We start from the raw sequence: 13,735 nt of genomic DNA, 5'->3' as shown, positions 1-13,735 counted from the left end.
GCTAAATTTTTGTATAAAACCGACAAAATTAAAGCGTAAAATAACAGGATTTAAGCCCTAAAATAACGGTATATCAGCAGTAAAAAAATAGCATATCTAATCAGTTATTTAGCCGACCGGCATCAGATTAATCGCCAAAAGCCGGGCGTTATCCTTGTAATCACCAGGGGTAAGTCCGGTCATTCGCTTAAAACTGTTGTTCAGATGCGCCTGATCGTAATATCCGGAGGCATAAATCAGTTCCCCGATTTTCTCCTGGTCAGGTTGTTTTTGCAGGAGTTTCAGTAAATGCTGAAACTTAATGGTATCTGCGAATCTTTTGGGTGAAGTCCCGATATATTCCCGGAACTTACGCTCCAACTGTCTTTCGGTAACCGGTACTTTTTCCAGAATGTCGGCTATAGTAAGTATGCCCTGATGTTGATAAATCGCACCCAGGGTCAAAGCAATTTCCGCGGTTAAATCGCTAAATCCAGACAAGCGTTTCCATAAGAACTTTTCAATGATACCAATGGCAGTATCAATTGATAAAGCTGCCAGGACTTGATCTTCCAGATCCCGGGCTTCCTGACCGAATAAATCTACCAGTGCCAACGTACAATCTTTCAACTCATCAGCCCGAATATGGAAATGCGTAAACAAAGCATGTGGCTGTAAAACCACTACAATCATGTTTAGTTCGCCAGAGGAAGCAATGGTATTGTACCGACTGAGTTGTCCGTATACAAAGCTACCTGGTTGGAGCCTCGGCTTCAAATCAGCTTCATTCCATTGCAACAAAGGTTCTTTCAAATGAAAAACCAAACCTGGATTGCCATCCGAAAACATGCGGTAATACTGCTGTTTATCAGCCGTCCGACTTAAAATCAGATAATGTTTAACCAGGCCCTTAATTGCAGTTTGAGGAGGCAATTGCATATCCGATAAAGGTATAGATAATAACCAGTAACAGAAAACGCCCCGAAAAAGCAAAATTTCGGGGCGTTTTCTGAAGGAAGAGTTGATCCTTGTGCTTATTTCCAGCCTCCACCTAAATCTCTGTAGAAATGAACCACTGCATTCAGTTGTTCTTTCTTCGTTTCAATCAGTTCGAGTTTCGACTCTAAAGCGTCTCTTTGCGTCATCAACACCTCAAAATAATCTACTCTGGCCGACTTAAACAAATCATTTGAAACTACAATTGATCTGTTCAGTGCCGCAACCTGTTGAGATTTCATATCATAACTTTTCTCCAGATTATTCATTTTGGAAAGCTGCGTAGCCACCTCCAGGTAAGCATTTAGAATACTGCGTTCGTAGTTATACATTGCCTGGAGTTGTCTGGCATTGGCAGTACTAAACTCTGCTTTAATCGCATTTCTGTTGATCAAAGGGCCGGCAACATCACCTGCAAGCGCATAAAGCACGGATTCTGGAAACTTGAGGAAATAGCTTGGTTTAAAAGCCTGCAAGCCTATGGCAGCCGAAATGTCAAGTGTTGGATAAAACTCCGCACGTGCTACTTTGACATCCAGTTTTGCTGCGCTAAGTTCCAGTTCTGCCTGTTTAATATCCGGACGATTGGCCAGCAATTGCGCAGGAACTCCGGACTTGACTACCGGAGGAAGCAAACTTAAAAAATCAGTTCGATCTCTTTTGATCTCCTGTGGATATTGACCCAGCAAGAAGTTAATCCTGTTTTCCGTTTCTTTAGTCTTTTGAAGCAGATCAAATTCTAAACTTTTTGACATCAACACTTCTGCCTGGAATTTTTGAACTGCCAGTTCCGTAGCTCTTGCTGCTTCTTTTTGAACTTTTACGATTTCTAAGGCATTCTTTTGCAACTGGATGTTCTGTTTTACAATTTCCAGCTGACTATCTAAAGCCAACAGTTCATAATACGAATCTGCAACTTCGGCGATCAGATTGGTCAGGGCAAAATTCCTGCCTTCTACAGAAGACAAATACCTGCTCACAGCAGCTTGTTTTGAATTCCTTAACTTTTTCCAGACATCAACCTCCCAATGCGCATAAGCAGCTAAATTATAATCCATCAAAGGATCAGGCATCTCTTTGCCAGGGGCGATTTCCGTACTGGCATCACCTGCGCCCTGGCTCGTATACCGGGCTACTTTCTCTACACCTGTTCCGCCACGAAAGCCAACAGTTGGCAACAATGCGCCCTTTTTAATCCGGATATCATTCCTCGCGATTTCAATTTCCTGCAAAGTGATTTTCAACTCCTGGTTGTTTTTCAAGGCCGTATCAATCAAATTGATCAGATTTTGATCCTTAAAGAAAGTCTGCCATGGCAGCGCCGCTACATTGCTGCTATCCTTACTTTCCTGCTCCTTAGCAAAAGACCCCGGAACAGCCGTATTTGCTGTATTTGTGGTCATTAAAGGCACCTTGCAGCTAGACGCTGCAAGGCAAATACTCAAGGCAACCGTGCATTGAGCTAACTTAGATTTATACATTATGATCAATTTCTTCGGTTAATGGATTTTCTTCTTCATTTTTAACAAGCTTGTGTTTTTCAGCGATTCTGCCGAATATATAATACAAGCCGGGGATGATTAAAACACCGCAAATGGTTCCTAAAAGCATCCCGCCGGCAGCCGCAGAACCAATGGTCCGGTTACCGATTTTACCTGGCCCGTTGGCAAAAACCAATGGAATCAAACCTGCAATAAAGGCAAATGAAGTCATCAGAATCGGGCGGAATCGCACTGCTGCACCTTCCATTGCCGCTTGAAGTACCGTTGCACCGGCACGGTGTTTCTGTACCGCAAACTCTACAATCAGCACCGCGTTCTTACCCAGTAACCCAATGAGCATCACGAAAGCTACCTGCGCATAAATGTTATTTTCTAATCCGCATATTTTCAACAATAGAAAAGCGCCGAAAATCCCACATGGCAACGACAGAATCACTGTTAATGGTAAAATAAAACTCTCATACTGTGCCGCAAGAATCAGATATACAAAGCCCAGACAGATCAGGAAGATATAAATCGCTTCATTGCCACGCGATACCTCATCTTTGGAGATACCGGCCCAATCTATACTGAAACCCCTTGGCAAAGTCTTTTCTGCCACCTCGTTGATCACATTGATCGCCGCACCACTACTATATCCCGGAGCTGCAGAACCACTGATTTCAGCCGCGTTATACATATTATGTCGGGTAATTTCCGACAAACCATAGACCTTTTCCATCTTCATGAAAGCAGAAAAAGGCACCATTTCGTCCCGGTTGTTTTTTACATACAATTTCAGGATATCTTCCGGTAAAGCCCTGTACTGAGGTAAGGCCTGCACCATCACCTTATACTGACGGTCGTATTTGATAAAATTGGTCTCGTAATTACTTCCCACCAGGGTCGAAAGCGTGTTCATCGCATTCTCAATCGTCACCCCTTTTTGTTGGGCAATATCATTGTCAACACGCAACATATATTGAGGGAAAGCCGCACTGTAAAAGGTAAATACCGAAGATAATTCCGGACGTTTACTCAATTCCTTGACGAAATTCTTACTCACCGTCTCCATCTTTTTAAAGTCGCCGGAACCTGCCTTATCCAATAGACGCAATTCGAAACCACCGGCAGCACCATATCCAGGCACGGCTGGCGGCTGAAAGAACTCAATCGTAGCACCGGAAATCCCTTCGGATTTTTCTTCCAGCTCTTTCATGATTTCTTCTACCCCGTTTTTACGTTCGTCCCAGCTTTTCAGGTTAATCAAACAAGTTCCGGAGTTTGCACTGGTTCCTTCCGTCAGGATTTCGTAACCTGCAAGAGCCGAAACCGACTGTACCCCTTCTACACCTTCCGCAATTTTCTGCAACCTTTCTGCGATCTCATTGGTACGTTCTAAAGAAGAACCCGGAGGGGTCTGGATGATGGCATAAAACATTCCCTGATCCTCATTCGGAATAAATCCGGAAGGAAGGCTGTTGTTTAATACATACGTACCGGCACAAAAAGCAATTAAAACCCCGAAAGTAATTACCCTGCGGTTTACAATTGCGCCCAGCACTTTTTGATACTTTCCGGAGAGTTTATCGAAACCACTGTTAAATCCAGCCAGCAACTTATCCAGCGCATTTTGTTTCTTTTGTTTTCCATGGTGATTCTTCAACAGGATGGCACAAAGCGCAGGCGTTAGCGTTAAAGCCACGATCCCGGAAAGGATAATCGCGGTAGCCATGGTAATCGAAAACTGGCGGTAGAAAATCCCTACCGGGCCCGACATAAAAGCAACCGGGATAAATACAGCAGCCATCAAAAAGGTAATCGCAATAATGGCCCCACTAATCTCGTGCATCACTTTTTTAGTCGCCTTACGGGCGGATATATGGTGCTCCTGCATTTTCGCGTGGACGGCCTCAATCACTACGATGGCATCATCTACCACCACACCAATGGCCAGAACCAACGCAAATAAAGTCACGAGGTTGATCGTAATCCCGAAAAACTGCATGAACATAAAGGTTCCGATCAGCGATACCGGAACCGCAATTGCCGGAATTAAAGTAGAACGCCAGTCTCCAAGAAACAGAAACACGACCAATCCAACGAGAATAAAGGCCTCTACCAGCGTATGAATCACTTTTTCAATGGAAGCATCCAGGAATTTAGAGACGTCATAACTGATCTCATAATCCACACCTTTAGGAAAAGAGGTTTTCTTGATCTCCTCCATTTTGGCTTTAATGTCCTTAATTACCTGACTCGCATTGCTACCATAACTTTGTTTCACCGTAATTGCAGCGGAAGGTTTGCCATTCAGATTCGAGTAAATATCATACATCGAACTACCAAACTCTATATTGGCCACATCTTTCAGGCGAAGAATCTCTCCTTTTGAGGTAGAGCGCAGAATAATGTCTCCGTAAGCTTCTTTCGTAGTAAAACGTCCCGGATATTTCAATACATATTCAAAGGATTGTGATCTTTTTCCAGAACTTTCACCCGTTTTTCCTGGCGAAGCTTCTAAACTTTGTTGGTTTAAAGCTTCTAAAACCTCATCTGCGGAGATTTTATAGGCCAGCATCCGGTCTGGTTTTAGCCAGATCCGCATAGCATATTCCCGGTTACCCAGAATATCTGCTACACCAACACCATCCACCCTTTTCAATTCTGACAGTACGTTAATGTCTGCAAAATTGAACAGGAATTTCTGATCCATTTTTGGATCCTTGCTATACAAATTGATGTACATCAGCATATTTGATTCTTCACGGGTGATTTTTACACCTTCACGTACCACCAATGGTGGCAGTTTATTGATCACCGAAGCCACACGATTCTGAATATTTACGGAAGCCTGATTGGGATCCGTGCCCAGGTTAAAGATCACCTGAATGGTTGCTTCACCATCATTACCGGCATCAGAAGCCATATATTTCATCCCCGGAACGCCATTAATTGCTCTTTCCAATGGGATAATAACCGATTTGATCATCAATTCGCCGTTTGCTCCAGGGTATTCGGCCGTGATATTCACCTTTGGTGGTGAAATAGAGGGGAATTGTGTAACCGGCAAATGGCTCAATGCCAAAGCACCCAGAAACACAATAATGAGCGATATAACTATAGAAAGGACTGGCCTTTGTATAAACTTATTAAACATTTACTTAATTTTAAGGAGGTACAGAACTAGACTGATCTTAGGATTACTGAAAAAACGATTACTCTGCTTTTAATCTCAAATGAGAAATAACAGCTTTAGGTTCCAGGAATTTATACCTGATTTTTTCATCTTCCTTAACCTTCTGAACACCTTCTAAAAGGATCTTATCAGTTTCCGAAATACCGCTTCCTACCACGTATAAATCAGGCATTTCACTGGCAACGGTGATGTTTCTGGAATGGATTACATCATCCTTTCCAACTACAAAAACATACATCTTGTCCTGAATTTCGTAAGTTGCTTTTTGCGGAATGATCAATGCATTGCGCAAGGGAACCGTCATCAGGATTTTGCCGGTCTGGCCATTCCTTAACAGTTTACCCGCATTTGGAAACCTTGCCCTGAAAGCAATATTTCCGGTTTCGCTATTGAACTCACTTTCAATCACCTCCACATTTCCCTTATCCTTCAGAACCTCACTATTGGCCAGCAAGAGGCTCACCTGCTTGTCGCCACGGTCTTTTGTATTCGTTTGATAAGCTAAATATTCTGGTTCTGAAACATTAAAATAGGCAAACACCTGACTGTTATCCGACAGGCTGGTGAGGAGTTCTCCTTCATCAATCAGACTACCTAATTTCTGTGGAATGCGGTCAATGGTTCCGTCAAACGGAGCCTTGATCTCGGTAAATGACAAATGGAGTCTGGCCAGGGAAGCTTCGGCTTTAGCGCCATCCAGTTTAGCCTGTGCCATGGCTTGCTCATTTTTGGAAACTACATTTTTATCGGCCAGGGTTTTCACATTTTGCAATTCTATCTGCGCCGCTTTTACTTCTGCCTGAGCTTTCAACAATTCAGCTTCATAGAATTTCGGCATGATGCGGAACAACAGTTGTCCGGCTTTAACCGACTGTCCTTCATCAACATAAATATTTTGCAAATATCCTTTTTCTTGTGCGCGGATCTCAATATTTCTAACCGAGCGGATTTGAGAAACGTATTCTTTGGTAAAGGAAGTATCAGTTTTTAGCGGACTGGTAATGGTAAACTGACTTTCTTCTTTTTTTTCTTCTTTTTTGGTGTTGCAGCTTGTAAGGTTCAACAAGGCAACAGCGCCCGTTAACACGAGTATTTTCTTCATGATTGTAACTAGATATTAAGCGAATAAACAGCTGAAATTCAAAGATTCCAGGGAAAAGAAAAAGACATCTTTAGCAGAGGCGGAAGGATTTAAAAATCCTGCCACAAGTTCCCGTCGAACAAAGCGGCAAAGGCCGCATCTGTTTAGCAACTGGTTATAAAAGATGTCGTTTTATTGCTCAAATTCTCAGTACTCTTTGTCTGATATAAATAGGAGAAGAATTGCCCGAAAATGGCTGAAAGGTTTGATAATGCTGATGCGAATAGTCGGCGGATAAAAGTGGATAAAAAGTCAGATACCAGGTGTCCAGGAGGTAATATTGCTGGTGTACATTCCTGCATGGAACATCTTCCGCCATGAAATGCTCCTCGTCCAGGTCTAAATCTCCCTCTTCAATCACGGTCATATCCAAACCTGCACCGGTAAGTTTTGCCTGTTCGCTTTTCGCAAGCCGCTGATTGCAAGGGAAATCCTTACGGTCCTGATCCGTCCCTGCATGAAGATAATGCCCTCCACATAGCAGGAAGGTAAAAAGGGACACGAAAAACACGACTATTTTCATTTTCGTCGCAAAAGTAATCAAAGAATTGAAAGAAAAAAATCAATAATACAGATCGTGACTTTTCCAGGTATTTACAGCCTGGATTCGACATGCGATCAAGATGCGTTCCATATGCGGATTCATCATCTTCATCATCCAACCATGGTTGCTTAATGGTTCATTAATCCCTGATAGGTCTAATTGACCTTTTAACCATGAATTGAGGATGACCAGAGATTGTATTTAGATTTAATATGTCTTGAACTTTTATCAAAATCAACAAGAGCAGAAGCCGAAAGAATGACTACATTAACCCCCGATAACAAGCTGCTTATCAATAAACAACAACGCTATGGGAAGTTTACAAAATGGACTGTTTGGTGGATTTAACGGCCGGGTAGGCAACTTAGTCGGTTACATGCTGAACGGTAAAAACGTTATCAGGACGATTGGTCATAGTACTAAGCGCCTCAGCCCTGCCAGAAAGGTCAATTGCGACCGCATGACCATCGTAAACAAATTCTTACGCCCCATCAGTTCTTTTATTAAAGTAGGCTTTAGGCTAAAAGTGGTAGGTACCGATAGAAACTTCTATAATGAAGCTGTTTCCTACAATAAAAAACACGCTGTAACAGGTGTATATCCTGATGCTGAACTTGATTATCCTAAGGCCATGCTGAGTATGGGAACGTTGTTGAAAGCAGAAAAACCGTCCATACAGCATGTAGGAGCAGAAATTGAATTCAGCTGGGAAGTCCCTGCCGATCTGCCCTGGAAAAATCAAAAAGACCGGGCAATGGTATTACTCTACTGGCCGGATCAGAATCAGCAGACGCATATCCTCAGTGGTTCCCATAGAAAAGATGGAAAGCAAAGGGTACAGATTGACCAAAATCTGGCAAATGAACGCGTAGTGGCCTACATTTCCTTTATCAATGATGATGCAACAGAAATTTCAGATAGTGTTTATGCGGGAAGTATCACAAAGCAAGCGCAAAAATCTACGCCTGAAATAGAAAAATTAGATTTCAACTCAAATAAAGCCGTTATAAAGGTTCCCAAAGCCCCGGTACCTCCTAAATCTGATCCTTTATCCGGAGATAAACCGGATTCGCTTAAAAACGCTAAATCCAATTGGATCCGGAATGTCGCAGCTGACACCCAAAAACCGGATGATCCGCCAGGGAATACCACAAGAAGCCAAAATAAAATCACCAACAGGAAGGCAAGTTAGCGCGTTTTAAGTAGATAAAATTCCTTATTGTAGCCTTAAACTCCCCGGGGTTTCATAGGTTTGTGCAATCAATCGCCATCCTATGGAAAACAAAATATCAGCAGCAGATTTAATCATCAATCAAGATGGCAGTATTTACCATCTAAACTTATTGCCGGAAGATCTGGCGCAAACCGTCATTACTGTAGGCGATCCTGACCGTGTTTCGGAGATATCCAAACATTTTGACCGTATAGAACTTAAAAAAGGAAAACGCGAATTTATCACGCATACCGGTTACCTTGGGCAGCGTAGAATCACGGTGATCTCAACAGGAATCGGAACAGACAATATAGACATTGTATTCAATGAGCTGGATGCTCTGGTTAACATCGATTTCCAAACCAGAATGGTAAAAAAAGACCTGACTTCTCTGGACATCATCCGTATTGGAACCTCAGGAGCCATTCAGCCCGATATACCGATGGGAACCATCCTCGCTTCTTCTTATGGCCTGGGCTTAGATGCCTTGATGCAATACTATGTCCATGAACTTTCTGTAGACGAACGTCCGATTTTGGATGCTTTTCATACCCATTGCGCCCATATTAAAGGGATTCACCCCTATTTAACCGCTGCCGACAATAGCCTGTTGAACACCATTGGCGCAGACATGGTGCATGGAATTACCATTACCGCGCCCGGTTTTTATGCACCACAAGGCCGTCAGGTACGTGCTAAAAACAGCATCCCGAATTTCATTGCTTTACTGAACAGTTTTCAGCATGGAAAACACAGGATCACGAACCTGGAAATGGAAACTGCCGGAATCTATGCCCTGGCCAAAGTACTCGGTCATAAAGCATTATCTGTGAATGCGATACTAGCCAGCAGGGTTAACTTTGAGTTTAGCAAAACAGCCGACAAAGTAGTTGATCAGGCCATCCGTATGGTACTCGATAAACTCGGTTAATCAAGCCCTGTTTTAGCCGTATTAATACTAAAGGATTTTAAAGAAATTCAAACAAAACAGGCCTTTCTATGTTCCATTGATAGATCTAGAAAGAATAGTTATGTTTGAATTACTAAAAAATAAAGTAGGAATTATAGCTGCAACATCATTGTTAAGTGCGTACGATACAGAAGAATTAGATGCAGGAAAAAGATTTATTGCCATCCTTGCTGGTGCATATATCTTTCAAAAAGGAATCAGAGCCATTTCAAAACATCCTTTAATAGGGATACAGGAAGCAGTGCTTGGTGGGGTACTCTTATACACCGGTACGGTGGGGATTCATAAAAAAATCGTTAAAAAACCAAGGGAGCTTTCCGACATCAGAAGAAACCAGATTCAGGGAAATGACCCAAGATCTTCGGTGCCTGCATTCGTATAAAAAAAGCTGGTAAAGTGTACAAGGCCGGAGGACCCGGCCGTACGTCCTAAAATGAATATGACATCGTCATTTTTTTGATTGAACCGACATAAAGACTTATTGCCCCGTCATGATATGAAGCTCAGCAAAATATCTTAAATAAAAAAACGGTTCTGCTAAACTAATTGAAATACTTTAGCAGAACCGTCATTTTACAAAACAAAATCTATATTTCTAACAAATCAGTTGTGAGATACAACTTCAGTTACTAAATTTGTTTTGCACGTTTTGTGGGTTTTGAAGACATGTAGAAAATCAATTGACCACCTTTTAAAATATCTGAGTGTTTAATCAAATTATTAGTAATCGGCACGCCGTTTAGCATTACTTTTTGCACGTAAACATTTTTGTCACTTTGGTTGATCGCCTGAATGTTCAACGTATTTCCAGCTTCCAGATGAAGCGTTGCAGATTTCACTGCCGGACTACCCAATGAGTAATCTTCAGATCCCGGAGATACCGGATAAAATCCCAGTGAAGAAAACATATACCAGGCACTCATTTGTCCGCAATCATCATTGCCACCTAAACCATCCGGAGTAGGTTTATATTGCATCTTTAAAATCTTTCTCACCCGCTCCTGCGTCTTCCATGGTTGTCCAGCCCAGTTGTACAGGTAAGCAACATGGTGTGCCGGCTCATTACCATGTACATATCCGCCAATAATCCCTTCCCTGGTAATGTCTTCTGTATCCGCAAAAAACTCATCCGGCAGGTGCATATTGAACAAACTATCTATCCTTGCCGCAAATTTCTGCTTCCCACCCATTGTAGCCATCAAAGCTTCCGGATCATGGGGCACAAAGAAACTGTAATTCCAGGTATTCCCTTCTATAAAACCCTGTCCGTGCGTACTCAACACATCAAATTCCTTTTTGAAAAAACCATCTGCCAGTCTTGGACGCATAAAGCCGATCCGCTCATCATAAACGTTTTTCCAGTTTCCGGAGCGTTTCATAAATTCTTCATATACCGGCTGATTGTTTAGTTTTTTAGCGATCTGCGCGATACACCAATCGTCATAAGCATACTCTAAAGTATTAGAAACCGAAGTTCCGCTGTCTTCAGCAGGAATATAACCCATTTCTATGTATTTTCCAATCCCCTCATAATTCCGGTGATTGGCAGTCGCGATACAGGCAGCTAATGCTTTTTGAGCATCACCATCATAAACCCCTTTGATAATCGCGTCAGCCACTACAGAAACGCTGTGGTAACCACTCATACACCAGTTTTCATTCGCATAATGCGACCAGATGGGTAACATTTTCAAGGAACTCTGCTCATAATGAGCCATCATCGACTTCACCATGTCATTGTTGTGCGAAGGCTGAATCAGGTTAAAGAAAGGATGTAAAGCCCGATACGTATCCCATAAAGAAAAAGTAGTGTAATTGGTAAAACCATCTGCCTGATGTACGTTTTGATCTAAACCTTTGTACTGTCCGTTTACGTCTCCATAAGTTGTTGGGTTGATAAAGGCATGGTACATGGCGGTGTAAAAATTCACTTTGTCATCTTCCGCGGCAGCGATATCGATTTTGTTCAGTTCCTTGTTCCAATCGGCTTTTGCCTGTGCTTTTACGCCATCAAAATTCCAACCCGGAACTTCTGTATTCATGTTTTCTAAGGCATTGGCCTGACTAACCGGCGACAGTGCGAATTTCACCTGCACTTGTTCCTGGTCTTTGGTATCAAAATCGAAGTGCATCCGGATTCGTTTTCCGGCAATTTCAGGGAAGTTGTTGTTCTGGTCAAACTTTCTCCAGAAACCACCATACACCTGTTTCTTGTCGTAATTCTTTTGTCCGTAGCTTTTAAAAGGCTTCGAGAAAGTCATGGCGAAATAAACCGTCCGGGTTCTCGCCCATCCGTTGGTTTGTCGGTAGCCGGTGAGCAGCGTATCATTAACGACGCGAACATAAGTCCAGACTGTTTTCTCGTCATAATTATAAATCCCTGACATCAGATCCAGAATAATGTGCGACTGGTCAGATTTCGGAAAAGTATAACGGTGCATCCCCACCCTTTTACTCGCCGTTAATTCAGCTTCAATCTGATGGTCGTCTAGTTTCACTTTGTAATATCCGGCTTCCGCCTTTTCATTGGCATGGGAAAATGCAGAGCGAAATCCGCTGCCGGGAACGTCTGCCGTACCCGGATTCATTTTTAACGTCCCTTGGGTAGGCATCACCAGAAAATCACCCAAATCCGAGTGACCGGTGCCGCTAAAATGGGTATGGCTAAATCCAACAATCGATTTGTCTTCATATTTATAGCCCGCACAATACTTATAGATATCACCGTTATACTTGCCATTGAGCTCGTAAGAAAGGGTATCCGTATCCGGACTCAGCTGCACAGAACCGAAGGGAACAGTGGCACCCGGATAAGTGTGGCCCATTTTCTGGGTGCCGATAATCGGTTTTACATACTTTGCCAAATCCTTTTGTGCCTGCGCAGAAAGGGCTGGAAGCAGTATACAAAACAATAATGCTTTTTTCATTTGTTTAAAGTTGAGGTTTTTTTTATAAGGTACTAAGGTATAAATAATTGGCAAAGAATCAGCTTTGCTATACTGCTATAACGTTTAATCTAAACTTTACCCTTTTATCCTTTTTACAAGCAACTGACGGCTTATATGAGAATGTATGGGTAAAAACCGCTATTTTTGCCACCAGAATAAATTAGAATGAGTAAACTCGGTAGAATATTGGTAGCCATGAGTGGCGGAGTAGATAGTTCAGTGGCAGCAGTGATGTTGCACGAACAAGGATATGAAGTAATCGGATTAACCATGAAGACATGGGACTATGCGACCTCAGGTACCAGCGGTAAGGAGACCGGATGTTGCAGTCTGGACAGCATCAATGATGCGCGTACATTGGCAGTAAATTACGGATTTCCACACTATATATTAGACATCAGGGATGAGTTCGGTGACTATGTAATTGATAACTTCGTAGATGAATATCTTGCAGGTCGTACCCCTAACCCTTGTGTTTTATGCAACACCCACATCAAATGGGAGGCATTATTAAAACGTGCAAACAAACTGGATTGTGAATTTATTGCAACCGGTCACTATGCAAACGTTAGACAGCACGACAACGGCCGTCACGTAATTTCTAAAGGATTAGACGAGAATAAAGATCAGTCTTATGTACTTTGGGGCGTTTCTCAGGAAAACCTGGCGCGTACTAAATTCCCATTGGGATCTTTCGCAAAAGCGGATATCAGACAAATGGCTTTAGACATGGGACAGGAAGAACTGGCTAAGAAAAGCGAAAGTTATGAGATCTGTTTTGTACCGGATAATGATTACCGTGCTTTCTTGAAGCATAAAGTTGGTGATTTAGAAGGTCGTGTGGCAGGTGGTAACTTCATTACCAGCGATGGTATGGTGGTTGGCCAGCATAAAGGATATCCTTTCTACACGATCGGACAGCGTAAAGGTCTAGGTATCGCTTTTGGTGAGCCGATGTTTGTGACGCAGATCCTTCCGGAAAGCAATACCGTTATGTTAGGTAGAGCCGATGAACTGGAACGTCATGAAGCCCTGGTTAGAAATGTAAACCTGATTAAGTATGAGAATATTTTAGAGCCAATGGAAGATGTGGTGACTAAAATCAGATATAAAGATGCAGGAACCCTAAGCACTATTGTTCAGGAAAACGATAAGATCAAAGTAGTATTTGATCATGCTGTTTCCGCAATAGCACCGGGTCAGTCCGCAGTATTCTACGAAGGAAACGACCTTCTTGGAGGCGGTTTCCTTTGTTAATAAATTT

The 13,735-nt window shown here is 42.5% G+C and carries 10 protein-coding genes; 4 read left to right on the top strand and 6 right to left on the bottom strand.

All coding sequences use genetic code 11. The features are described from left to right. Positions 1-108 precede the first annotated feature (108 nt). From R2Q66_RS21040 to R2Q66_RS21020, 5 genes are all read right to left on the bottom strand, one after another. Entirely contained in the window at positions 109-918 is an 810-nt protein-coding gene (locus R2Q66_RS21040; protein WP_316752914.1) for a helix-turn-helix domain-containing protein, read from the bottom strand. A 95-nt stretch (positions 919-1,013) separates the two neighbouring features. Further along, on the bottom strand, positions 1,014-2,378 hold the full coding sequence (locus tag R2Q66_RS21035; protein WP_316752912.1) for a TolC family protein: 1,365 nt from the start codon (positions 2,376-2,378) through the stop codon (positions 1,014-1,016). 70 nt (positions 2,379-2,448) lie between these two features. Next, entirely contained in the window at positions 2,449-5,616 is a 3,168-nt protein-coding gene (locus R2Q66_RS21030; RefSeq protein ID WP_316752910.1) for an efflux RND transporter permease subunit, read from the bottom strand. A gap of 58 nt (positions 5,617-5,674) precedes the next feature. Continuing rightward, positions 5,675-6,757 carry an efflux RND transporter periplasmic adaptor subunit gene (locus R2Q66_RS21025; RefSeq protein ID WP_316752908.1) on the bottom strand — a complete coding sequence of 361 codons (1,083 nt, stop codon included), beginning with the start codon at positions 6,755-6,757 and terminating at the stop codon, positions 5,675-5,677. Between the two features lie 178 nt (positions 6,758-6,935). Beyond that, positions 6,936-7,319 (bottom strand): hypothetical protein, encoded by a 384-nt coding sequence (locus R2Q66_RS21020; RefSeq protein ID WP_316752906.1) that lies wholly within the window; start codon positions 7,317-7,319, stop codon positions 6,936-6,938. A gap of 331 nt (positions 7,320-7,650) precedes the next feature. Here R2Q66_RS21020 and R2Q66_RS21015 point away from each other — a divergent pair, with 331 nt between their 5' ends. The 3 genes from R2Q66_RS21015 (at position 7,651) to R2Q66_RS21005 (ending at position 9,905) form a co-directional block, all read left to right on the top strand. Then, complete coding sequence (locus tag R2Q66_RS21015) at positions 7,651-8,532, top strand: DUF6266 family protein (RefSeq protein ID WP_316752904.1); 882 nt, start codon at positions 7,651-7,653, stop codon at positions 8,530-8,532. A gap of 82 nt (positions 8,533-8,614) precedes the next feature. Then, the gene (locus R2Q66_RS21010) at positions 8,615-9,484 is read left to right on the top strand and encodes a nucleoside phosphorylase (RefSeq protein ID WP_316752902.1); all 870 of its coding nucleotides are present in this window, start codon (positions 8,615-8,617) and stop codon (positions 9,482-9,484) included. Positions 9,485-9,584: 100 nt separating this feature from the next. Next, the gene (locus R2Q66_RS21005) at positions 9,585-9,905 is read left to right on the top strand and encodes a hypothetical protein (RefSeq protein ID WP_316752900.1); all 321 of its coding nucleotides are present in this window, start codon (positions 9,585-9,587) and stop codon (positions 9,903-9,905) included. 247 nt (positions 9,906-10,152) lie between these two features. Here the strand turns inward: R2Q66_RS21005 and R2Q66_RS21000 are convergent, their stop codons facing one another. Next, the gene (locus R2Q66_RS21000; RefSeq protein WP_316752899.1) at positions 10,153-12,450 is read right to left on the bottom strand and encodes a GH92 family glycosyl hydrolase; all 2,298 of its coding nucleotides are present in this window, start codon (positions 12,448-12,450) and stop codon (positions 10,153-10,155) included. A gap of 186 nt (positions 12,451-12,636) precedes the next feature. On the opposite strand from R2Q66_RS21000, the gene mnmA reads away from it, so the two are divergent. Further along, on the top strand, positions 12,637-13,728 hold the full coding sequence (gene mnmA / locus R2Q66_RS20995) for a tRNA 2-thiouridine(34) synthase MnmA (protein ID WP_316752897.1): 1,092 nt from the start codon (positions 12,637-12,639) through the stop codon (positions 13,726-13,728). Positions 13,729-13,735: the final 7 nt, after the last annotated feature.

The organism is Pedobacter gandavensis (genome assembly GCF_032677645.1).
Taxonomy (GTDB): domain Bacteria; phylum Bacteroidota; class Bacteroidia; order Sphingobacteriales; family Sphingobacteriaceae; genus Pedobacter; species Pedobacter gandavensis_A.
The sequence above is the reverse complement of the archived record's forward strand: the minus strand, read 5'-3'. Positions and strand labels throughout refer to the sequence as shown.

Bases quoted from the DNA above. Each gene is read 5' to 3' on its own strand.
- R2Q66_RS21040 (WP_316752914.1), bottom strand. From the start codon at position 918: ATGCAATTGCCTCCTCAAACTGCAATTAAGGGCCTGGTTAAACATTAT.
- R2Q66_RS21035 (WP_316752912.1), bottom strand. From the start codon at position 2,378: ATGACCACAAATACAGCAAATACGGCTGTTCCGGGGTCTTTTGCTAAG.
- R2Q66_RS21030 (WP_316752910.1), bottom strand. From the start codon at position 5,616: ATGTTTAATAAGTTTATACAAAGGCCAGTCCTTTCTATAGTTATATCG.
- R2Q66_RS21025 (WP_316752908.1), bottom strand. From the start codon at position 6,757: ATGAAGAAAATACTCGTGTTAACGGGCGCTGTTGCCTTGTTGAACCTT.
- R2Q66_RS21020 (WP_316752906.1), bottom strand. From the start codon at position 7,319: ATGAAAATAGTCGTGTTTTTCGTGTCCCTTTTTACCTTCCTGCTATGT.
- R2Q66_RS21015 (WP_316752904.1), top strand. From the start codon at position 7,651: ATGGGAAGTTTACAAAATGGACTGTTTGGTGGATTTAACGGCCGGGTA.
- R2Q66_RS21010 (WP_316752902.1), top strand. From the start codon at position 8,615: ATGGAAAACAAAATATCAGCAGCAGATTTAATCATCAATCAAGATGGC.
- R2Q66_RS21005 (WP_316752900.1), top strand. From the start codon at position 9,585: ATGTTTGAATTACTAAAAAATAAAGTAGGAATTATAGCTGCAACATCA.
- R2Q66_RS21000 (WP_316752899.1), bottom strand. From the start codon at position 12,450: ATGAAAAAAGCATTATTGTTTTGTATACTGCTTCCAGCCCTTTCTGCG.
- mnmA (WP_316752897.1), top strand. From the start codon at position 12,637: ATGAGTAAACTCGGTAGAATATTGGTAGCCATGAGTGGCGGAGTAGAT.